Source organism: Methylobacterium terrae (assembly GCF_003173755.1).
Taxonomy (GTDB): Bacteria; Pseudomonadota; Alphaproteobacteria; order Rhizobiales; family Beijerinckiaceae; genus Methylobacterium; species Methylobacterium terrae.
In genome coordinates, this window is record NZ_CP029553.1 from 896571 (window position 1) to 916247 (window position 19677).

A 19677-nucleotide genomic window follows, 5' to 3' on the forward strand; every position below is an offset into this window, starting at 1 on the left:
CGACGCTGAAACCTCGTCTTTCGCGGAGGCGTTAGTGCTTGCTTCCGGGCGCATCGGAGTGCCCCCGGGGCGCACCAGAGAAGCCCGCGCCCGGGCGTCTCCCATCGTCGACAGTCAGGTGTCCCATGCATCGTCGTCTCGCACTGACCGCCCTCGCCACGGCCGTGGCGGTCCCGTCCCTCGTCACGGCGGCGTTCGCGCAGCAGCAGCAGCAGGGCGGCCCGACCGCCGCGGCCACCGGCAATACCGGCGCCCGGATGGGCGATGCCGAGGCGAAGCACGCCGCCGACACCCTGGCGGCCGGTTCGGCCTCGCTCGCGGCGAGCCGCGTCGCGCTGCAGAAGGCCTCCGACGACGACGTGAAGCAGTTCGCCCGCTTCGAGGTCGCCGAGCAGGAGACCATCGCCGACGTGCTCAAGGCGATGCGCGACCCCGCCCAGGCGGCCAGCGGCCAGGTGAAGCCGCCGGCCGAGCCCGAGGTCACCGGGCAGCTCGATCCGAAGGGCAAGGCGATGCTCGACAAGCTCGAGCAGGCGAAGTCCGGCAAGGCCTTCGACCTCGACTACGTCCGCGGCCAGATCGAGGGCCACCAGGCGCTCCTCAAGATCCAGGAGGCCTACCTCGCCACCGGCAAGGACCGGGAGAACCTCGGTGTCGCCAAGCTCGCCCGCGGCCAGATCCGCGAGCACCTGGCGCTGCTCGCCGACATCGAGAAGGACCTGAAGGACTGATGCCGCCGCGCCCTCGGACGGCGGCGTTCGAGGGCGCGACCGGTACGGACCGCCGTGCGCCGGGCCGGGTCTCGCGAGAGGGCCGGCGGGCGAGGAGAGCGCTCGCCTCGGGCCCTGCGGCGATCATTCCCTCAGGGCGCGGCGGAGCCGACCTGAGGATATTCCCGGGCTGCTCGGCCTCGAACCCCTAGGAGCGGTTGCTCGTCTTCCAGCACGTCGCGGAAGTCCTGGGGTTCCAGACACCGCTCTCCTTGCACCGGGGCATCGCGGCGGCACAGATCGTCGTCGCGCATCGGCCCGGATTGGCGGCCGTGCCGCACTTCTCCTCGCAGTTCGCCTGCATCTGCGAGCAGGATGCCGTGACGGACTTGCAGCCTTCCTGTGCAAGCACGCCGTGGCTGCCGAGCAGTCCGAGGACGAGCACAGAGAGCAGGATTTTCTTCATGAATTTCCCCCGCCGACCAGTTCGCGGCAGTTCAAGCCGGTTCGAACACGACGCGATGCTAGAAGCCGGCGTCAGGGGTCACAAGCCGCTCAAGTGTATCGAAGTGATTCGTTAGGTCCTGTCGATCGACGTTGGGCCTGACGCCGGAGGGCCGGCATCGCCTCTCCCGGACGCGCATCACCCCGGGCCCGCCGGCGGCGGGCCCGGGGTGATCGATCGTCGATGCCGGCTGCGCGGGGAAGCCCGTCCGTCGGGCCGCCGCTCAGCCCTCGGCGCCGCCGCCCATCATCCGCTGCATCTGGGAGAGCTGCGAGATGTGGAGCTGGATCAGCGGGACGGCGCCGCGGGCGACGCGGCGCAGGGCCGGGTCCTCGCCGCTCTGGGCGTAGGAGCCGTGGATCGTCAGGGCCTCGCGGTGGCCCTGGAGCGAGGCGTTGACGAAGGCGGCGTCGTATTGCGGACCGCCCTGGAGGCCGGAGAGCTGCGACAGGATCTGTGCCTTCTGCTCGTCCGTGGTCATGCCGGGAACCCCGCCGCCGGGGCCCCCACCGCCCGGAACGCCGAGCACGCCGCCGACGGTCCCGACCGCCGCGCCGGCCACGCCCCCCGCCACCGCGAGCGGCGCCGCCACCAGGCCGCCGACGAGGCCGCCGGGGCCGGGCTGCCCGCCGCCGGCTGCCACCGGCACGCTGCCGCCGGTGACCGCGTCGATCTTGTTGGCGAGGTTGACCTGCTCGGTCACCTCGGCCCGCGCGAACCGCTTGACCCGCGGGTTGCCGGTCTTGGCGAAGGCGTCGCGCGCGGTGTTCTCGAGGAAGAGGCCGCCCTTGGTGGCCATCGCCAGGTAGACCGGCGTCGGCATGGCGCCGGCCGGAATCGGCTGGGCGACGGCGGTGCGGGTGACCGCGAGGGCCGCCGTGGCGGAGAGCATGCTGACCAGGACGTCGCGACGATGCATGGGATGAGGCTCCGGTGGAGGGCGCGCATCCCGGCGCTCGCGGGCCTGGATGCTCGGGGGGAGTAAACTCCTCACCCGACGGACGTTCCGTTCCACCTCTCCCCGTCGCACAACCGCGGCAATATCGCGCAGCGGCCTTGGTCCCGCCCGGCCCCCGGCCGGCGACTCAGGCCCGGCGCGGCCACGCCTCCGGCCTGCGCCGCTGCGTCCAGCGCCGCCACGGTCGGCTCAGGAGCAGGAAGGCCAGCACCACGCCGGCGGCGTACCAGGCGTGCAGGCTCTCGTAGCCGCCCTCCGGCGTCCAGGCGAAGCCGCCGAGGAAGACGTAGCTGACCGCCGCCGCCAGGGTGCGGAAGGCGACGAGCCAGGGATGCTGCAGCAGCGGGTCGTCGCCGGCGATCGCCATCCCGAGCCCGGTCAGGGCGAAGAGCACGCCGCCGAGCGGCAGGCCGAGGAAGAGCGAGAGGACGGCGCGCAGGAAGAGCCCGGGCCAGTCGCGGCGGGCGCGGACGGGCTTGGAGGCGGGCTTCCGGCCGGCGGGCTCGGAGCGGGCAGGCTCGGGGACGTCGGTTACGGTCGGGTGCGGCATGCGGCTTTCGGCGCTGGCGGGCCGCGCGGCGCGGCCTGACGGGACAAGCCTCCAGCGTGTAGCCCAATCCGCGCCGCCGTCTCCAGGGTGTCGCGCGGTCGGGCGGCGATCAGGGCCGGTCCCCGCGCCCCCGCCGCGGCTGCCAGCGCGTATCCCGGTAGAGATTCGCCACCTTGCAGGCGAGGCCCGCCGACGGAACCACGAGATCGTCGCCGAGTCCGGTCAGCGCTCGGCATGTCCAGACGCCGGTGTCGCGGGCATGCACCGTCGCGTGCACGCGCTCCTGCTCGGCGACGACGATCGTCTCGCAGGGGCCGTGCTCCCGGTAGAGCCCGACCTTGCCCTCGATCACGTCGTCATGATCGACCACCGCCACGTCGGGCTCCGGCTTGTCGGTCCCCTTCCTGTCCATCTCGGCGAGGATGGCTCGCGGCCACGGGAACTCGAGGCCGGGCCGCCGGACCGCGTACCCGGGTCCCGTCGTGGTCCCGCAGGGCGGCATTCAGCAGGGTCTGGAGGGGCGTCGCGATGACGGTGTGCTCCATGAGGGGCGGCGTCATCATGACCGGGAGCCCCTCGATCGGTTCCCGGCGCTCGTGGTCCGGCCGCTTCGCCTGGACGGTGCGGAAATCCGCTTCCGACATCCGGAATGCGCGTGCGGCCGCTGCGAGAGGCATGGCTCCGCTCCTCATCAGGCGAGGCGGAGTATCGCCTCCGGCCCGTGCGTCACCCCGGTCGGGGCGGCTCCCGCTCCGATCACGTCTCCAGCTCGCTGTCCCAGTACAGGTAGTCGATCCAGGTGTGGTGGTACTGGCGGTGGTCGAATTCCGGCTGGCGGCGGTGCAGCTCGTGGCGGCTCGGCCGGCGCGGCTCGTTGAGGAGGGGCATCTCGGCCTCCTCGGGGGTGCGGTTGGCCTTGCGCAGGTTGCACGGGCTGCACGCGGCGACGACGTTCTCCCAGCTCGACTGGCCGCCGCGGGAGCGCGGCACCACGTGGTCGAAGGTCAGCCCGCCGGAGGGCAGGCGCAGGCCGCAATACTGGCACGAGAACGTGTCGCGCAGGTAGATGTTGTAGCGGGTGAAGGCCGGGCTGCGCGCCATGGCGACGTAGCTCTTGAGCGCCACCACGCTCGGCACCCGCAGGGAGCGGCTGGGCGAGCGCGCCTCGACGTCGTAGCTCGCCACCAGGGTGACGCGGTCGAGGAACAGGGCCGTGAACGCATCCTTCCACGACCACAGCGAGAGCGGGTTGTACGAGAGCGGCCGGTAATCCGCGTTGAGCACGAGGGTTTGAAGGTCCAGCATCATCCTGCCCTGGCGACGGGCCGACCGCGGCGAGGGGAGCCGGCACGGTGCCGGTCCTCGCGTCGCTCGCCAGGAGAGGAGATGGGGACCATCGCCTATCCTCCGAGCCGGTCGGGAAGAGTGGGGGGACTGAGAGTCGGAGGACACGGCGGATGCCCGCCACGGCCGCCCGGGGAGCGGACGCCGTGGGGCGCGGCCGGGATGCGATCCGGGCGCCGTCTGGGCTGCTGAGTGTGGACGATCACCGGGATCCTCCCGCAGCAGAGCGAAATGGCCGTGTCCATCGGGGCTTAGTCTAATAGCAGCATGACAGGGTTGTGAAGGTTTCGGTTCGGGGCGTCTCGTCACGCCCCACACGAATCCGCCGCCCGCGGGGCTCCGGCAGCGCGGAGCCCCGGCGGCCGGCACGGATTTTCGCCCCATTGATCCGCGATCCCGCGGGCCGCCTCGGTTCCCGGTCCGGGCGGATGACCTAGGTAGACCGCTCGAACCGACCCCGATCGCGAGGGAGGCCGGCCGCCCGGCCGGGTCGCCCCGCCACGACCACGACCATGCCGGGCCGCCGGGAGACGTGCCCGACACGCGGGTGAGAAGGATTGCGCATGAGACAGCTTCGCCGATGGACGATCGCCCTGGCGGCCGCCTTGCTGAGCCCCGGGCTCGCGGCGGCGCAGGGACACGCGGCGAAGCCGGAGCGGGCGCTCGTCGCCCAGGCGCCGGCCGCGAAGCCCGACGCCAAATCCGAGGCCAAGCCCTCCCAGCCCGCTGCCGCCCAGCCCGCCGCCGCGCCGGCCGAGGCGCCCAAGCCGCCGCCGCAGACCCCGATCTCCGAGCAGATCAAGCAGATCCGCGCCCAGCTCGACGCCGAGAAGGCCGACCTCGACCAGCGCGAGCAGGCCCTGACCCACCGCGAGCTGAACAAGGACGACCTCGCGCTCCTGCGCGAGGGCATCCCGGCGGTGGCCGACCGGCTGCGCCAGGTCGTCGAGCAGCTCGGGCCCCGGCTCGACGCGGCCAAGGAACGGCTGAACCAGCTCGGGCCCAAGCCCAAGGATCCCGAGGGCGCGGACGTCGCCCAGGAGCGGGCCCAGCGCGAGGCCGGCGTCGCCGAGATCGACGACACGCTGCGGCTCGCCCGCTCGCTCCTGGTCCAGAGCGAGCAGATCACCGACCAGATCAGCAACCGGCGCCGCTCCGCCTTCACCCGCGCCCTGTTCGAGCGCACCGACGGCCTGGTGAGCCCGAACCTGTGGATGCGCGCCGCCAGCGACCTCGACCGCGACCTGCGGGCGCTGAAGAGCTCCGTCGACGACTCGGTCACCCAGGTCCAGCGCCGGGGCTCGGCGTTCAACCTGTTCCTGCTCGCGCTGGCGATCGGCGTGTCGGTGGCGCTCTACATCGGGCGCCGGCACATCGCCCCGCGGGTCGGGCACCGCTCGTCGACGGACGCGCAGCCGACCCGCTACGCCCGGGTGCTGGCGGCCTGGCGCGTCTTCCTCGTCGGCGCGGTGCCGGCGGTGCTCGGCAGCTTCCTCGTCGGCTACACCCTCGACGTCACCGGTCTCCTGCCGCTGCGCCTCCTGCCGGCGGCCCACCGGATCGTCGCCTCGCTCGCCTTCGTGGCGGTGGTCGAGGCGATGGCCGACGCGCTGCTCTCGCCCGACCGTCCGGCCTGGCGCCTCGTCGCGATGACCGACGCCACCGCCGAGCGGCTCAACCGCCTGATCATCGCCATCGCCTCGGTGATCGCGGTCGGCCGCACCATCGAGGGGCTGAACGAGGGCATCTCGGTCAGCCTGCCGATCACCATCGTCACCAAGGGCGTCTTCGCCGCGGTGGTCGCCGTGGTGCTGGCCGAGGGCCTGCGGCGGTTCGCGGCCCGGGCCGAGACCGACGAGGCCTGCCTCGGCCCCTACATCGCCGCCGAGTCGACCTCCGGCATCGGCGGGCCCCTGCGCATCCTCGGCTGGATCGTGGTGGCGGCGATCGGGGTCTCGGCGCTCGTCGGCTACATCGCCCTGTCGTCGTTCCTGATCGACCAGCTGATGTGGACCGCCATCGCGGCGGCGCTCCTCTACCTGGCGATCGCGAGCGTCGACGCGGTGGTGGCGTCCGCCCTCCAGGACGATTCGCGCATCGCGACCGCGCTCCAGGCCAATACCGGCCTGCGCAAGCGCTCGCTCAACCAGATCGCGGTGCTGATCTCGGGCTTCGTCCGAGTCGTGCTGCTCACCGCGGCCGGCGTCCTGCTGCTCGCCTCCTGGGGCGTCGATTCGACCGACATCTTCTCCTGGGCCCAGGCTGCGTTCTTCGGCTTCACCGTCGGCGGGGTGACGATCTCGCTCTCGACGATCGCGCTCGCCATCGGGCTGTTCACGCTCGGCCTCCTCATCACCAAGGCGGTGCAGCGCTGGCTCGAGAACACCTACCTGCCGGCCACCGACCTCGACCCGGGCCTGCGCAACTCGATCTCGACGGTGAGCGGCTATGTCGGCTTCCTGCTCACCCTGGCGCTCGCCTTCTCGTACCTGGGCCTGAGCCTGGAAAAGCTCACCATCGTCGCCGGCGCCCTGTCGGTCGGTATCGGTTTCGGCCTGCAATCGATCGTCAACAACTTCGTCTCGGGCCTGCTGCTGCTCTGGGAGCGGCCGATCCGGGTCGGCGACCTCGTGGTGATCGGCGACAACGAGGGCTATGTCCGGCGCATCAGCGTGCGCTCGACCGAGATCCAGACCTTCGACCGCTCGGCCGTGATCGTGCCGAACTCGAACCTGATCTCCGGCGTGGTGAAGAACCGGGTCCGCGGCGACCGCACCGGCCGGGTCACCATCACGGTGAGCGTCCTGCGCAACCAGGACCCGGTCCACGCCGCCGAGCTGATCGCGGCCTGCGCCAAGGCCCATCCGGACGTGCTCAAGGAGCCGCCGCCCCGGGTGGTGTTCCGCAAGATCGGCGATCCCTTCCTCGAATTCGAGCTGATCGCGATGATCACCGACGTCGGCTCGCAGGCGAAGGTGCAGAGCGACCTCAACTTCGCGGTGTTCAAGACCTTGTCCGAGGGCGGTCTCATCCCCAATCTCGGACCTGGATCGAGCATCGTCACGGTTCAGGGGCTGGACGCGATGCAGGACGCGATGGGGCAGATCGCCCGCATGGCGAGTCCTGCCGCCCTCCGGCCCGAGACCCGCTCCGAGCCCGAGGCCGAGCGTCGCCGAACCCCCGAGACCGTGCCGTGAAGATCCGTCCCGCCGCGCTGAAGCGCCTCGTCTGCCTGGGCCTGCCGCTCTCGCTCGCCGCCTGCGCGGCGACCGAGGCGACGCGGGCGCCGGTCGGCCCGGCGGGACCGAGCCTGTACTGGCCGATGGCGGCGACCGGCGCCCAGATCGACGCGGGCGCGGCCCACGACATGATCGCCGCCTATCGCCGCAACAAGGGATTGCCGCCCCTCGCCCTCGATCCCGGCCTCCAGCGCCTCGCCGAGACCGAGACCGCCGCCATGGCCGCCGCCGGCCGCCCGAGCCAGGCCGACATCGTCAAGACGGTGGCCGCCCGCATGGGCTACCCGGACCCGGCCGCCAACCTCTCGGCCGGCTACCACACCCTGGCGGAAGCGTTCTCAGGGTGGCGCGAGAGCCCGGCCCACAACGCCGTGATGCTCGACCCGACGGCGACCCGGATGGGGATCGCGACGGCCTACGCGCCGGGGTCGAAGTACAAGGTGTATTGGGCGCTGCTGGTGGCGAAGTAGCGGCGCCCGCCTCGCACCGCGAGGTCGGGCCCTACGGGAACCCGATCCCCCTCGGCGTCGGCGGCGCCTCGTTCAAGAGCGTCACCGTCACCCGGCGGTTGGCCGGCAGGTACGGGTTGTCGGGAAACAGCGGCTCGGTATCGGCCTTGCCCGACACCGAGGCGAAGCGGTCGGCCGGCAGGCCGTTGCCGGCCAGGATCTCGCGCACGCTGACCGCGCGGCCGGCCGACAGCTCCCAGGGCGGGGCGGCGGGGCGGCGGCCGGGGCGGTCGGCGGCGGTGAAGCCGGTCACCGCGATGCGGTTGGGCAGCCGGCGCAAGGTCGGCACGATCCGCTCCAGCACCTGGCGGGTGCGGTCGTTGGGCCGCGTCGAGCCCTCGGGGAACATCGCGCGGTTGTCCTGGTCGACGAGGGAGATGTCGAGGCCCCGCGCCGTCACCTCGATCACGATGCTCTTCGACAGTTCGGCGATCTCCGGCAGGTCCTGCAAGGCCTGGCGCAGGGAGGTCACGGCGAGGCCGAAGCCGTCCTTGTAGCTCCTGTGCTGGATGCCGTCGGCCAGCGCCTCGTCGTCGGACGGGGGATCGGTCCGGTCCGAGGCCTTCTCGGGCGGGATGTCGCGGACGTTGCGCAGCTTGGTCGCCGAGGGCAGGCCGTCCTTCTCGATGATGCCGCTGAAGCGCGATTCGCGGGTGGTGCCGAAGGCGTCGCGCATCGAGCCCGCCACCGCCTGGAGCTTCTTCTGATCCTGGGTCGAGTAGGCGGCGATCATCACGAAGAAGCTCATCAACAGCGCCATCAGGTCCGCGAAGGTCACGAACCAGCCGTGGCCGCCATGGGCCCCGCCGCGCTTCTTCTTGGCCACCGGTCAGATCTCCCTGAAGGACGCCCAGCTCCGAAAGCCTCAGGCCGCCTCGGCGGCCGGCTCGTCGCGGTGCATCAGGCCGCCTCGGCGGCCAGTTCGTCGCGGTGCATCAGGCCGCCTCGGCGGCCAGTTCGTCGCGGTGGTTGTGGGGCAGGTAGGCGATCAGCATCTCGCGCACCAGCGAGGCGCTCTTGGCGTCGCGGATCAGCAGCACCCCGTCGATGATGAGCGAGCGCGAGACGTCCTCCTCCTCGAGCTTGACGTGGAGCTTGTCGGCGATCGGCAGGGTGATCATGTTGGCGATGAGCGCGCCGTACAGGGTGGCGAGCAGCGCGGTCGCCATGGCGGGGCCGAGCTTCGAGGGGTCGGACATGTTGGCGAACATCGTCACCATGCCGAGGATCGTGCCGATCATGCCCCAGGCCGGGGCGCAGTCGCCGAAGGCGCGGTAGACCTTCGAGCCCTCGTCGAGGTGCATCAGGAAGTTGTCGCGGTCGCGCTCCATCGTGTCGCGGATGAACTCGCGGTCGTAGCCGTCGGCGATGTAGCGCACGCCCTGCGCCAGGAACGGGTCCGAGATCTCGAGGTTCTCAATCGCCATCGGGCCCTGCTTCTTGACCACGTCGGCGATCTTGGTGATCTCGTCGATCAGCTCGCGCGGCCGGATCGCCCGCATGTTGAAGGCGTAGCGCAGGCCCATCGGCACGCCGTGGACGATGACCGAGAACGGGAAGCGCAGCATGGTGGCGGCGGTGGCGCCACCGAAGATCACGATCACCGCGTGCTTGTCGAAATAGGCGGCGAAGTTGCCGCCGTCGATCATGATGAGCACGAACACGACCGCGATGCCGCCGACGAGGCCGGCGCCGGTTGCGATATCCATCTGTGGGCGGCCCCTTCATGCGCGCTCGCGCGGCCCCGCGCCTGCGGGGCACGTCGCTGAGGCGGCGCGCGTGTCCTGGCTCGGACGTTACGGCGAACACGGTCAACGAACGGTAAAAATGCCGCTGCCTCGACCCCTCGCCGTCATGCGCCGTTCAGCGAGGATCTGTCATAGAGACGACCATGCGATCGAACGGCCGCCAAACAGGCCGCGCGCGGGGCAGGCGGCGGGCGAGGGCCCGGGCCGCGTCACAAGGGCATCTCATCAGGGTTCACCGTCGATGCGGTTGATCAGGCTCTACGTTCGGGTCATGGGCCAGCTCGGGCCCGACCTGCGCCTCGGCGCGCTTCTGGCCGCGGCCAACGTCGCGCTCGCGGTGGCGGCCTTCGCCGAGCCGGTGCTGTTCGGCCGCATCATCGACCGGCTGACCCACCTGCCGGCCGGCGGCGCCGGCACGTCGGGCCTGCTGCTGCTGGTCGCCGCCTGGGTCGGGTTCGGGCTGTTCTCGATCGGCGCCGGCGTCTTGATCGCGCTCCACGCCGACCGGCTCGCCCACCGCAGCCGGTTGTCCGCCATGGCCAACTACTTCGAGCACGTCCTCGACCTGCCGCTCGCCTTCCACTCGGCCAACCATTCGGGCCGGGTGCTGAAGGCGATGCTGGAGGGCACGAGCGGCATGGCGGCGACCTGGCTCGGCTTCTTCCGCGACCATTGCGCCGCGCTCGTCTCCCTCGTCGTGCTCCTGCCGCTGACGCTGTTCCTCAACTGGCAGCTCGGCTCGATCCTGGTCGCCCTGATGGTGGTGTTCACCGCGCTCACCACCTTCGTCCTGCGCCGCACCGAGACCCTGCAGGGCAAGGTCGAGGAGTACCATTCGGGCCTCGCGGCCCACGCCTCCGACGCCCTCGGCAACGTCGCGGTGATCCAGTCCTTCACCCGCGCCAAGGCCGAGAAGGAGGCGATGCACGGCATCATCCGCGACCTGCTCGCCGCGCAGATCCCGGTCCTGTCCTGGTGGGCGCTGGCCTCCGTCGCCACCCGCGCCTCGGCGACGCTGACCATGACGGCGATCTTCGTCACCGGCATCGTGCTGCACGGCCACGGGATGGCCACCGTCGGCGACGTGGTCTCGTTCATGAGCCTCGCCACGATGCTGGTCGCCCGGCTCGATCAGGTCGTCGCCTTCGTCAACGGCGTCTTCCTGCAGGCGCCGAAGATGCAGGAATTCTTCGAGATCCTCGACACCGTGCCCGCCGTCCACGACCGGCCCGGCGCCAAGGCGGTGGCGCGGCTTGACGGCGACGTGACCTTCGAGGACGTGCGCTTCTCCTACGACGGCCGCCGCCCGGCCCTCGACGGGGTGTCGTTCACGGCGCGCGCCGGCGAGACCGTGGCCCTCGTCGGCACCACGGGCTCGGGCAAGTCGACGACGCTGGGGCTCCTCCACCGCGCCTTCGACCCCGATGCCGGCACCATCCGCATCGACGGCGAGGACCTGCGCGACATCGGCCTGTCGTCCCTGCGCCACAACATCGGCGTGGTGTTCCAGGAGCCGATGCTGTTCGCCCGCTCGATCCGCGAGAACCTCCAGGTCGGCCGGCCCGACGCCACCGATGCCGAGATGCTCGACGCCCTCGAGCGCGCCCAGGCCGCCGAGTTCATGGCGCGCCAGCCCGACGGGCTCGACACGGTGATCGGCGAGCGCGGCCGCTCGTTGTCCGGCGGCGAGCGCCAGCGGCTCTCAATCGCCCGGGCGCTCCTGAAGAACCCGCCGGTGCTGATCCTCGACGAGGCGACGAGCGCGCTCGACGCCGCCACCGAGCGCAAGCTCCAGGGCGCGCTGGAGGCCGTGATGGAGGGGCGCACCACTTTCGTGATCGCCCACCGCCTGTCGACGATCCGCGACGCCGACCGCATCCTGGTCTTCCACCAAGGCCGGATCGTCGAGAGCGGCACCTTCGACGAGCTGGTGGCCGAGGGCGGCCGCTTCGCCGACCTCGCCCGGGCCCAGTTCATGGCGGCGGTGCCCGAGCCGGATTACGCGATGGCGGCGTGACCGGGATGGGGGCAGGCGAGGGGTCTGCCCCTACAGCATCTTGATCGTCTCCCGCCGGGTCTGTGCCCGGGCCTGGAGGCGGCGGCGGCGGGCGGCGATCACCGTGCCGTTGATCTCGCCGCCGAACAGGAACATCGCGGCGAGCCAGTAGACGAAGACCAGGAACACCATCGCGGTGGCGAGACCCCCGTAGGTCGAGACGTAGGCGCTCGAGAACCGGTCGAGGTACATCCCGAAGCCGAGGCCGGCCAGCACCCACAGGCCGAGGGTGACGGCGATGCCGGGCAGCACCATGTGCACCGGCCGGCGCCCGGCGGCGATGAACTTGTGGGCGATCACCAGCACGCTCGCGACGAGCAGCACGGTCACTCCTACCCGGCCGACCGCGATGGTGAGACCGAGCGGCTCCAGCCCCGGCGCCACCAGCACCAGACCGCGCCACATCAGTGGCCCGAGCACCACCAGGAAGGTGAAGGCCAGCATCGCGAAGGCGGCGCAGATCACGTAGCCGATCGATTCCAGCCGCGTGAGCCACCACGGCCGCATCTCGCGCAACCCGTAGGCCCGGTTGAGGCCGACCCGCAGGCTCTCGACCCCGCTCGACGAGAAGTACAGCGCCAGCACCGCGCCGAGGGTGAGGAGCCCGCCGCGCTGCTCGGTCAGCACCCGGTGGACCTCGCCGGCGATCGGCCCCGCCACCTCGCTCGGCCAGATCTCGAACAGGAGGTTGCCGGCCTCGTCGGCGAGCGACTTGGTGCCGAACACGCCCGCGAGCGCGGTGAGCAGGATCAGGAACGGGAACAGCGAGGTCAGGAGCGAGAGCGCGATGTGGCTCGCGATCGCCCAGCCGTCATGGGCGACGAAGCGCTGCGCCGCGATCGCGGCGATCTCCAGGGCGGTGCGGGGACGGATCACGGCGCGCGGGCTCTCGGGCTGGTCGACGTCACGGGTCTTCCGGCAGACGTCCCCTGGGGCAGGCGTCTGACGCGGGCAGTCCTGTCGCCTCAGGTAGAGCGCGCGGCCCCGTCCTGGAAAGCCGGGCGGACAGAAAACCGGCGCCCGCGTCCTTCGGGGCACGATGGCGCGGTGCGTCAGCCCTGCGCGGCCGGGGGAGCCGGTCCGCTCCCGTCCCCGGTTGCGGAACGGCCGCGCTCGTGCTCGTTGCGCAGGCATCATGAGCCGCCTCCTGCCTCTCTCCGACGCCGCTTCACCGGGCGTCTCCTGGCCGACCCGCCTGGCGCCCGGCCTGTTCGTGCTGATCTGGGCCACGGGCTTCATCGTGGCGCGGCTGATCGCGCCGCATGCCGAGCCGCTGACGTTCCTCAGCATCCGCTTTGTCCTCAGCGCGGGGGTGCTGTCGGGCCTGGCGCTCGCCGCCGGCGCGACCTGGCCCCGGGGGTGGCGCGGCTGGCGCGACGCGATGGTGGCCGGGATCCTGATCCACGGCGTCTACCTCGACGCGGTGTTCTGGGCGGTGCATCGCGGGCTGCCGGCCGGCATCGCCGCCCTGGTGGCGAGCCTGCAGCCGCTGCTCACCGCCGCGGTGGCGGGACCGCTGCTGGGCGAGCGGGTCTCAGGTCTGCGCTGGCTCGGCATCGCGGTCGGCCTCCTCGGCGCCGGGCTGGTGCTGGCGCCGCGCATCGGCGCCAGCGGCGGCATCCCGCCCGTCGCGCTCGCGGTCTGCTTCTGCGGCACGGTCGGGATCACGCTCGGCACCCTGTGGCAGAAGCGCAAGGCCGTCGCGGTCGACCTGCGCACCAACGCCGCGGCGCAGTTCGTCGGCGCCGGCCTCCTCACCCTGCCGCTCGCCCTCCTCACCGAGAACGGCGCGTTCGACCTCTCGGTCCCGCTGCTCCTCGGCCTCGCCTGGGCGGTGCTCGGCCTCTCGGTCGGCGGCATCTTGATCCTGCTCGGGCTGATCCGCCGCGGGGCGGTGGCGGGCGTCGCGGCCCTGTTCTACCTCGTGCCGCCGGTCTCGGCCGCGATGGCGTTCGGCCTGTTCGGCGAGACGCTGGCGCCGGTGCAGCTCCTCGGCATGGTGGTGGCGGTGGCCGGGGTGGCGATCGCGAGCCGCGGTTAAGCCCCTGGTGGGATTCGCAGGTTTATGCTGGCGGGATCTCGGAGACCGCCCGCATGATGCGCCCCGCCCTGACCGCCGGCCTGATGATCCTGGCGCTCGCCGCCCCCGCGGCGGCGGACGGCGATCCGGACTTCGGCCGCCCGGCGCCCGCCGGTTACGGCAGGGCCGCCGCGGGGTACGAGAGGGCGCCCGCAGGGTATGGGAGCGCTCCCGCGGGATACGGGCGCGCGCCCCGGCGGGCCGTCGCGCCTGTCCCCCGGCATCGGGCCTATGCCGGCCCACGCCGCGGCGGCGCGGTCCAGCCGGTCTCCTACGGCGAGCCCGAGGGCCCGGCCTTCCACGCCTGGCTGCCGCGCAACACCAACCTGCCGATCTACAACATCCCGCCGTCGTTCTTTCCCGAGCCCTGACAGCCGGCCTGGATCGAAGCGAGGCCTTGGGCGTTGAACCCGACGTCGCAAACCGTCAGGGAGCCGCGCCGTGCCCGAGCCGACAGCGCCCGCTTCGATCGCGCGTCCGCACGATCTCACACCGTCTCCTTCGATCGCCCCCGACCCGGACCTGCGCGCGATCGACCTCGCGCCGAGCGCGGGCGCAGGGTCCGACCGCCTGGACGAAGGCGCGCGCGCGCACCTCGCCCGTGCCGGCCGGGATGCCCTCGATGCCTGCCTGCGCCGCTTCGCCCCCGAGGAGCGCGCGGCGTTCTGGCGCGCGATCGGCCGCTGCTACAACCGGCCGTACAATTCCGCGGCTCCCGCGCCCCCGGATGCCGCGCCCGTCGAGGAGGCCGGCCCCGACCTCGCATCCGCGGCGACGGCGATTCCCGACGCCGTCCCGGCCGCCCACGTGATCGAGGCGGTCTGCCCGAACCCGGACGTCCCGTTGCCGCAGGCCGGCCTCCCGTGACGCCGCCGGCCCGGCGCGGGCGGGCCGGCGGCGCCTGATGAGCGCCCATCCCGGCATCCCCCTGGACGCGCAGCTGCGGCGGGTCGTGGCGGCCTCGCAGGTCCTGGCCGGCGAGATGGTGCTGCTCGGCCTCGCGGTGCAGATCGCCTGGTTCGAGGCCTGGACGCAGCCGGTGATCGACGCCGCGCAGGCGCAGGGCGCGGGCCTCGCCCGGCGGGCGCGCCGCGACCGCCTGATGCGCCGCGGCGTGCCGGCCCATCTCGCCGGCCGGTCCCTGACCCTGGTGTCGCCGCGAGCCCGGTGACCTGATGCCGGCGACTTGATCCGGGCGACTTGATCGGGCCGACTTGCCGCCCGCGCTCCGGTCACCCGCCGTAGCTCTGCACCAGCGATCCCGCGACCAGGGTCCAGCCGTCGACCAGCACGAAGAAGATCAGCTTGAACGGCAGCGCCACGGTGGCGGGCGGCAGCATCATCATGCCGACGGACATCAGGATCGACGCGACCACGAGGTCGATGATCAGGAACGGGATGAACAGCAGGAAGCCGATCTCGAAGGCGCGCCTGAGCTCCGAGACCATGAAGGCGGGGGTCAGCACCTCGAGGCCGACGGCCTCGGGCGTCGCGGGCGTGCCGGCCCGGGCGAGGTCGAGGAACAGCTTGAGGTCCTTCTCGCGCACGCTGCGCAGCATGAACGCCTTGAACGGCGCGCTCGCGCGCTCGAAGGCCTGGCTCTGCTGGATCTGCCCGGCGAGCAGCGGCTCGATGCCGGTGCGGTAGGCCTCCCGTGCCGTCGGCGCCATCACGAAGGCGGTGAGGAACAGCGACAGGCTGACGATCACCGCGTTGGGCGGCGCCGTCTGGGTGCCGAGCGCCGAGCGCAGGATCGACAGCACCACCACGATGCGGGTGAACGAGGTCGCCATCACCAGCACCGAGGGCGCCAGCGCCAGCACGGTGATGAGGGCGACGAGCTGCAGCGCCCGCTCGGTGACGCCGCCGCTGGGGCCGAGATCGACCGTCAGGCTCTGCGCCAGCGCCGTGCCGCCGGACAGGAACAGCAGGGCGATCGTCGCGCGGCAGAGGAGGGGGAGGAGGGACGGGCGATTCGCGGGCGGCATGGCGGCGGCGACCCTGGGCCGCGTCGCCGCCGCCCGCAAGCGCCGCGCCCGCCTCGCCCCGTCGAGGGCGGGCGGGCGCGGTTCCGGTGCAACAGCCCGGGGGCTCAGCGCTTGTCGAGGGGCCGGCCGAGGAGGCGGGCGAACTCGGCCTCGATCTCCTCGACCGAGAACGGGTTCTGGACCGAGGGCGGCTTCGCGGCGGGCGCCGGCTCCTCCGGGGGCGGAGGCGGGGCCGGGGGCGGCTCGGGGACCGGCTCCGGCGGGGGCGGCGGGACGGGCTCCGGTTCGGGCTCCGGTTCGGGCTCCGGGGGCGGGGGCGGAGGCGGCTCTGGCGGCGGCGGAGGAGCGGGCTCCGGTTCGGGTTCGGGCTCCGGCGGGGGCGGCGGGGGCGGCGCCGGCATGGGTGCAGGTTCGGACACGGGCTCGGGCGGAGCGCTCACCGCCGGGGCGGACGGGCGGGCCGGCGCCACCGCGGAGGAGGGCCGCCGCAGGGCCTCCTCGAGCTGGCGGGCCATGTCGTTGAGGATCGCCGCGTCCACCGTGCGCGGCTCGGTCCCGCGGGTGCCGGCCGGGGCCGGGACCGGCTCGGGCGGCAGGATCGGCTCGGGCATCGGCGGAGGTGCCTCGACCACCGGGGGCGGCTGGACCGCGAAGGCGGGCGACGCGTCGGCCGGGGCCTCCGGGGGCGGCGCTTCGACACCGGGAACTCCGAGGGACGGAACTCCGAGGGGCGGGGTCTGGCGGGCGGCGCGCAGGCTCGGCGGCTCGACCCGGCGCGAGGCGTTGAAGCGCGAGGCCGGCCGCGCCGCCTCGGGCGCCGCCTCCGGGGCCGGCGCGAAGACCGGGGTGGTCCGGACCGGCTCGGGGGTGCGGACGGGGATCTCGGGCTCGGGGAAGGGCGGCGGCAGCGGCGCGGGCTCGTGCCCCGCCGGCAGGGTCAGGGGCATGTCGGGGGCGTCCGCCGGCTCGGACCGGTCGGCCAGCTCCGCCGCGACCCGGTTGCCGCCGGCCCGCACGATGTTGCGCTCGACCACGACGTCGTTCGGCCCGCCGACCAGCAGCAGGTGCTCGACGTTGTCGCGCCGCAGGAGGATCAGCTGGCGCTGCCGGTCCAGCTCGTAGATGTCGACGATGCCGAGCCGCGGCTGCCGGCTGCGGCCGGTGGCGCCGTTGCCCCCCAGGGTGAGGCGGCCCCGGGCGAACCGTTTCGCCCCGAGGGCGAACAGGCTGAGGAGCACGACCATGATCAGGAAGACGATCAGGTAGGAGAGCAAGGGCGAACCGTCCGTCCCGAGGATCGAGGAGAGCAAAGCACGGTCTCTCAAGTGAGGCGTACGCGGGGCACGCCGACGATGTGACGCCTTCTAGCACGGCCGTGACCGGCCTGCGCAGGGGACCTTAACATATCGTTAACAGCTTTGAGCGGCATGGGGCCGGTCCGCGCGGGACGCGCGAACACGGATCGTCTTAACCAGGTTTTAACCATGCGCTAGGCAGATTGTGCCGGTCTAAACCGGAAGGCCCGCCCGTGTCGGTCACCGATCTCCCCGTCGTCGCGATGTTGCGCAACCGGATGCAATGGCAGCAGACGCGCCAGAAGGTCCTGGCGGAGAACGTCGCCAACGCCGATACGCCGGGCTTCAGGGCCCGCGACCTCAAGGAGCCGCGATTCCGGCCGGACGGCGCCGTCGCCGCCGCGGGGCTGCCGGTCATCGGCATGGAGCGCACCAGCGGCCTGCACCTCGCCAGCGCCGGCGGCGGCGGTCCGAGCGAGGAGCGCACCGGCACCCGCTTCGAGATGACGCCGAGCGGCAACGCGGTGAGCCTCGAGGACGAGATGCTGAAGGCCGCCGACAACCAGAGCGACTACCAGCTCGCGAGCCTCCTCTACCGCAAGAGCCTGCAGACCCTGCGCACCGCGGTCGGCCGGTAGCACCGTCCCGTTCGCCGTCGCGCCGGTGTCGCGGCGACCGGCCGCCTCCCCGATTCCCGTCAGCCCGACCCGAGGTGGTTTCCATGGATTTCAGCAAGGCGATCGGCATCGCGGCCTCCGGGCTCAAGGTCCAGTCGGGCCGGATGCGGGTGATCTCGGAGAACATCGCCAACGCGGATTCGGCGCCCACCAGCGCCGCCGCCGAGCCCTACCGGCGCAAGATCGCGACCTTCACCAACCACGTCGACCGCGCGCTCGACGCGTCCGTGGTCGACCTCGGCAAGGTCCGGCGCGACCAGAGCCCGTTCCGCTCCAAGCAGGATCCCGGCAACCCGGCCGCCGACGCCAACGGCGAGGTGCGGATGCCCAACGTCAACGTCCTGGTCGAGACCGTCGACATGCGCGAGGCCCAGCGCTCCTACGAGGCGAACCTCAACATGGTCACGCTCACCAACCGCATGGTGTCCCGCACCATCGACATCCTGAAGGCCTGACCATGACCACGAATGCCTTCGCGGCCGGCGCCTACGCCGCGATCCAGAACATCGGCCGCAGCCCGGCCGCCGGCACCGCCGGCGCGGGGGAGGGCGGCTTCACCCACCTCCTGTCCTCGGCCCTCGACGGGGTGTCGGAGGCCGGCAAGCGCGCCGACGGCCAGGCCATGGCGGTCGCCGCCGGCAAGGCCAACGTCGTCGACGTGGTGACCGCGGTGGCCGAGAGCGAGACCGCGCTCCAGACCCTGGTGGCGGTGCGCGACCGGGTGATCTCGGCCTACGAGGACATCATGCGGATGCAGATTTAAGATTCCGTCGATGACCGGCCTCGCCATCCTCGACGTCGCCCGCGACGGCATCTTCACCTTCCTGAAGGTCGCCGGCCCCTTGATGGTCGTCGCCCTCGTGGTCGGCCTCGCGGTGTCGCTGTTCCAGGCCCTGACCCAGATCCAGGAGCAGACCCTGATCTACGTGCCGAAGATCGTCGCGGTCTTCGCCGCGATGCTGCTGATGCTGCCTTTCATGGGCGACGCGCTGGCCGGCTACATGACCCGCATCGCCGCCCGCATCGCCTCCGGGGGGTGAGGGCGGCCCGGCGGGTGCCGACGCGCGACGCGGCGACTAGCCATTCCGACGCGCAGATCGAATAACACCCGGACCCGCGAGAGCACTTCACGATCGCGTTGCACTCGCGAAGCTCTCTAGGCCTTTGATTTTGCCGCATTTTCTGCGACGAACCGGTATCCACTTCGTCGGAAAATGCTCTAGCCCCCCGAATCGCCCCGGACGTGAACCTCCTCCTGCCCGGCCTCGCCTCGGCCTATCTCCTCACCTTCGCGCGGGTCGGCACCCTGGTGATGCTGATGCCGGGCATCGGCGAGGCGATGGTGACGCCGCGCCTGCGCCTCGCCTTCGCGCTGCTGCTCTCCCTGGTGCTGTTCCCGGTCGCCCGCCCGCTGCTCCCGGGGGCGCGGGCCCGGAGCCCGGCGGCGCCGGCACGGCGCTGATCGGCGTGCTCGTCGGCGAGATCGCGGTCGGGCTGGTGCTCGGCCTGAGCGTGCGGGCGGTGATCGCCGCGCTCCAGACCGCCGGCACGATCATCGCCCAGCAGCTCGGCCTCGCCTTCGCGATGACCGTCGACCCGTCGGTCGGCAACCAGCAGGCGACGCTCGGCAGTTTCCTGAGCCTGCTCGGCCTCACGCTCGTCCTCGCCTCGGACCTCCACCACCTGGCGATCCAGGGCATCCGCGATTCCTACGTCCTGATGCCGCCGGTCGGCATGCCGGCGACCGGCGACGCCGCCGCCTTCGCGGTCGGGGCGGTGGCCCGCGGCTTCACCCTGGCGGTGCAGATCTCGGCGCCGTTCATCGCCTTCGGCATCCTGTTCAACCTCGGCCTCGGCGTGCTCTCGCGGATGATGCCGCAGATGCAGGTGTTCTTCGTCGCCACCCCGGCCTCGATCCTGATCGGCATGCTGGTCTTCCTGGCGACGATCGGGGTGACGATGGGGGTGTTCGTCGACGATCTCGGCCGCTTCCTGGCCGATCTCGGGAGGTCGTGAGC

24 protein-coding genes are annotated in these 19677 nt (G+C 72.3%); 14 read left to right on the forward strand and 10 right to left on the reverse strand.

Annotation, left to right across the window (positions count from 1 at the left end; genetic code table 11):
- The first annotated feature begins 125 nt into the window (after window positions 1-125).
- On the forward strand, window positions 126-731 hold the full coding sequence (locus tag DK419_RS03990) for a DUF4142 domain-containing protein (RefSeq protein WP_109957949.1): 606 nt from the start codon (window positions 126-128) through the stop codon (window positions 729-731).
- Between the two features lie 187 nt (window positions 732-918).
- Here the strand turns inward: DK419_RS03990 and DK419_RS28495 are convergent, their stop codons facing one another.
- The 5 genes from DK419_RS28495 to DK419_RS04015 form a co-directional block, all read right to left on the reverse strand.
- Window positions 919-1176, reverse strand: coding sequence for a hypothetical protein (locus DK419_RS28495; RefSeq protein WP_162561140.1), 258 nt, complete (start codon window positions 1174-1176; stop codon window positions 919-921).
- A 262-nt stretch (window positions 1177-1438) separates the two neighbouring features.
- Window positions 1439-2134, reverse strand: coding sequence for a DUF4142 domain-containing protein (locus DK419_RS04000; RefSeq protein WP_109957951.1), 696 nt, complete (start codon window positions 2132-2134; stop codon window positions 1439-1441).
- 166 nt (window positions 2135-2300) lie between these two features.
- Entirely contained in the window at window positions 2301-2723 is a 423-nt protein-coding gene (locus DK419_RS04005) for a hypothetical protein (protein ID WP_245442822.1), read from the reverse strand.
- A 109-nt stretch (window positions 2724-2832) separates the two neighbouring features.
- Window positions 2833-3135 carry a hypothetical protein gene (locus DK419_RS04010; protein ID WP_109957952.1) on the reverse strand — a complete coding sequence of 101 codons (303 nt, stop codon included), beginning with the start codon at window positions 3133-3135 and terminating at the stop codon, window positions 2833-2835.
- A 344-nt stretch (window positions 3136-3479) separates the two neighbouring features.
- On the reverse strand, window positions 3480-4028 hold the full coding sequence (locus tag DK419_RS04015) for an HNH endonuclease (RefSeq protein ID WP_048450649.1): 549 nt from the start codon (window positions 4026-4028) through the stop codon (window positions 3480-3482).
- Window positions 4029-4630: 602 nt separating this feature from the next.
- Between DK419_RS04015 and DK419_RS04020 the strand changes: the two genes are divergently transcribed.
- Window positions 4631-7264, forward strand: coding sequence for a DUF3772 domain-containing protein (locus DK419_RS04020; protein ID WP_109957953.1), 2634 nt, complete (start codon window positions 4631-4633; stop codon window positions 7262-7264).
- Between the two features lie 2 nt (window positions 7265-7266).
- Window positions 7267-7776 carry a CAP domain-containing protein gene (locus tag DK419_RS04025; RefSeq protein WP_425352658.1) on the forward strand — a complete coding sequence of 170 codons (510 nt, stop codon included), beginning with the start codon at window positions 7267-7269 and terminating at the stop codon, window positions 7774-7776.
- Window positions 7777-7807: 31 nt separating this feature from the next.
- Here the strand turns inward: DK419_RS04025 and DK419_RS04030 are convergent, their stop codons facing one another.
- The gene (locus DK419_RS04030; protein WP_109957955.1) at window positions 7808-8641 is read right to left on the reverse strand and encodes an OmpA/MotB family protein; all 834 of its coding nucleotides are present in this window, start codon (window positions 8639-8641) and stop codon (window positions 7808-7810) included.
- Window positions 8642-8750: 109 nt separating this feature from the next.
- Window positions 8751-9524 (reverse strand): motility protein A, encoded by a 774-nt coding sequence (locus DK419_RS04035; protein ID WP_109957956.1) that lies wholly within the window; start codon window positions 9522-9524, stop codon window positions 8751-8753.
- A gap of 280 nt (window positions 9525-9804) precedes the next feature.
- Between DK419_RS04035 and DK419_RS04040 the strand changes: the two genes are divergently transcribed.
- The gene (locus tag DK419_RS04040) at window positions 9805-11580 is read left to right on the forward strand and encodes a glucan ABC transporter ATP-binding protein/ permease (RefSeq protein WP_109957957.1); all 1776 of its coding nucleotides are present in this window, start codon (window positions 9805-9807) and stop codon (window positions 11578-11580) included.
- A 30-nt stretch (window positions 11581-11610) separates the two neighbouring features.
- On the opposite strand, the gene DK419_RS04045 is transcribed toward DK419_RS04040, so the two are convergent.
- Window positions 11611-12492: a YihY/virulence factor BrkB family protein gene (locus DK419_RS04045; RefSeq protein WP_109962115.1), complete on the reverse strand. Its 882-nt coding sequence runs from the start codon at window positions 12490-12492 to the stop codon at window positions 11611-11613.
- 262 nt (window positions 12493-12754) lie between these two features.
- Here DK419_RS04045 and DK419_RS04050 point away from each other — a divergent pair, with 262 nt between their 5' ends.
- The 4 genes from DK419_RS04050 to DK419_RS04065 all read left to right on the forward strand — a co-directional run bounded on the left by DK419_RS04050 (window position 12755) and on the right by DK419_RS04065 (window position 14870).
- Window positions 12755-13660, forward strand: coding sequence for a DMT family transporter (locus DK419_RS04050; RefSeq protein WP_109957958.1), 906 nt, complete (start codon window positions 12755-12757; stop codon window positions 13658-13660).
- A gap of 53 nt (window positions 13661-13713) precedes the next feature.
- Entirely contained in the window at window positions 13714-14070 is a 357-nt protein-coding gene (locus DK419_RS04055; RefSeq protein WP_109957959.1) for a hypothetical protein, read from the forward strand.
- A 70-nt stretch (window positions 14071-14140) separates the two neighbouring features.
- Entirely contained in the window at window positions 14141-14566 is a 426-nt protein-coding gene (locus DK419_RS04060; protein WP_109957960.1) for a hypothetical protein, read from the forward strand.
- A gap of 37 nt (window positions 14567-14603) precedes the next feature.
- Window positions 14604-14870: a hypothetical protein gene (locus DK419_RS04065; protein WP_109957961.1), complete on the forward strand. Its 267-nt coding sequence runs from the start codon at window positions 14604-14606 to the stop codon at window positions 14868-14870.
- A gap of 61 nt (window positions 14871-14931) precedes the next feature.
- Here the strand turns inward: DK419_RS04065 and fliP are convergent, their stop codons facing one another.
- Window positions 14932-15687, reverse strand: coding sequence for a flagellar type III secretion system pore protein FliP (fliP, locus tag DK419_RS04070; protein WP_109962116.1), 756 nt, complete (start codon window positions 15685-15687; stop codon window positions 14932-14934).
- A 104-nt stretch (window positions 15688-15791) separates the two neighbouring features.
- On the reverse strand, window positions 15792-16961 hold the full coding sequence (locus DK419_RS04075) for a hypothetical protein (protein ID WP_245442823.1): 1170 nt from the start codon (window positions 16959-16961) through the stop codon (window positions 15792-15794).
- Between the two features lie 254 nt (window positions 16962-17215).
- Here DK419_RS04075 and flgB point away from each other — a divergent pair, with 254 nt between their 5' ends.
- The 6 genes from flgB (at window position 17216) to DK419_RS04100 (ending at window position 19675) form a co-directional block, all read left to right on the forward strand.
- On the forward strand, window positions 17216-17620 hold the full coding sequence (gene flgB, locus DK419_RS04080; protein WP_109957963.1) for a flagellar basal body rod protein FlgB: 405 nt from the start codon (window positions 17216-17218) through the stop codon (window positions 17618-17620).
- An 83-nt stretch (window positions 17621-17703) separates the two neighbouring features.
- Entirely contained in the window at window positions 17704-18114 is a 411-nt protein-coding gene (flgC, locus tag DK419_RS04085) for a flagellar basal body rod protein FlgC (RefSeq protein WP_109957964.1), read from the forward strand.
- A gap of 2 nt (window positions 18115-18116) precedes the next feature.
- On the forward strand, window positions 18117-18422 hold the full coding sequence (gene fliE / locus DK419_RS04090; protein ID WP_109957965.1) for a flagellar hook-basal body complex protein FliE: 306 nt from the start codon (window positions 18117-18119) through the stop codon (window positions 18420-18422).
- Between the two features lie 10 nt (window positions 18423-18432).
- The gene (fliQ, locus tag DK419_RS04095; protein ID WP_109957966.1) at window positions 18433-18699 is read left to right on the forward strand and encodes a flagellar biosynthesis protein FliQ; all 267 of its coding nucleotides are present in this window, start codon (window positions 18433-18435) and stop codon (window positions 18697-18699) included.
- Between the two features lie 203 nt (window positions 18700-18902).
- Entirely contained in the window at window positions 18903-19121 is a 219-nt protein-coding gene (locus tag DK419_RS29760) for a flagellar biosynthetic protein FliR (RefSeq protein WP_280953924.1), read from the forward strand.
- Between the two features lie 5 nt (window positions 19122-19126).
- Window positions 19127-19675, forward strand: coding sequence for a flagellar biosynthetic protein FliR (locus DK419_RS04100; RefSeq protein ID WP_280953925.1), 549 nt, complete (start codon window positions 19127-19129; stop codon window positions 19673-19675).
- Window positions 19676-19677: the final 2 nt, after the last annotated feature.

Coding starts and splice junctions, on each gene's coding strand:
- DK419_RS03990 (WP_109957949.1), top strand. CDS start 126: ATGCATCGTCGTCTCGCACTGACCGCCCTCGCCACGGCCGTGGCGGTC.
- DK419_RS28495 (WP_162561140.1), bottom strand. CDS start 1,176: ATGAAGAAAATCCTGCTCTCTGTGCTCGTCCTCGGACTGCTCGGCAGC.
- DK419_RS04000 (WP_109957951.1), bottom strand. CDS start 2,134: ATGCATCGTCGCGACGTCCTGGTCAGCATGCTCTCCGCCACGGCGGCC.
- DK419_RS04005 (WP_245442822.1), bottom strand. CDS start 2,723: ATGCCGCACCCGACCGTAACCGACGTCCCCGAGCCTGCCCGCTCCGAG.
- DK419_RS04010 (WP_109957952.1), bottom strand. CDS start 3,135: ATGGACAGGAAGGGGACCGACAAGCCGGAGCCCGACGTGGCGGTGGTC.
- DK419_RS04015 (WP_048450649.1), bottom strand. CDS start 4,028: ATGCTGGACCTTCAAACCCTCGTGCTCAACGCGGATTACCGGCCGCTC.
- DK419_RS04020 (WP_109957953.1), top strand. CDS start 4,631: ATGAGACAGCTTCGCCGATGGACGATCGCCCTGGCGGCCGCCTTGCTG.
- DK419_RS04035 (WP_109957956.1), bottom strand. CDS start 9,524: ATGGATATCGCAACCGGCGCCGGCCTCGTCGGCGGCATCGCGGTCGTG.
- DK419_RS04040 (WP_109957957.1), top strand. CDS start 9,805: ATGCGGTTGATCAGGCTCTACGTTCGGGTCATGGGCCAGCTCGGGCCC.
- DK419_RS04050 (WP_109957958.1), top strand. CDS start 12,755: ATGAGCCGCCTCCTGCCTCTCTCCGACGCCGCTTCACCGGGCGTCTCC.
- DK419_RS04055 (WP_109957959.1), top strand. CDS start 13,714: ATGATGCGCCCCGCCCTGACCGCCGGCCTGATGATCCTGGCGCTCGCC.
- DK419_RS04065 (WP_109957961.1), top strand. CDS start 14,604: ATGAGCGCCCATCCCGGCATCCCCCTGGACGCGCAGCTGCGGCGGGTC.
- fliP (WP_109962116.1), bottom strand. CDS start 15,687: ATGCCGCCCGCGAATCGCCCGTCCCTCCTCCCCCTCCTCTGCCGCGCG.
- flgC (WP_109957964.1), top strand. CDS start 17,704: ATGGATTTCAGCAAGGCGATCGGCATCGCGGCCTCCGGGCTCAAGGTC.
- fliE (WP_109957965.1), top strand. CDS start 18,117: ATGACCACGAATGCCTTCGCGGCCGGCGCCTACGCCGCGATCCAGAAC.
- fliQ (WP_109957966.1), top strand. CDS start 18,433: ATGACCGGCCTCGCCATCCTCGACGTCGCCCGCGACGGCATCTTCACC.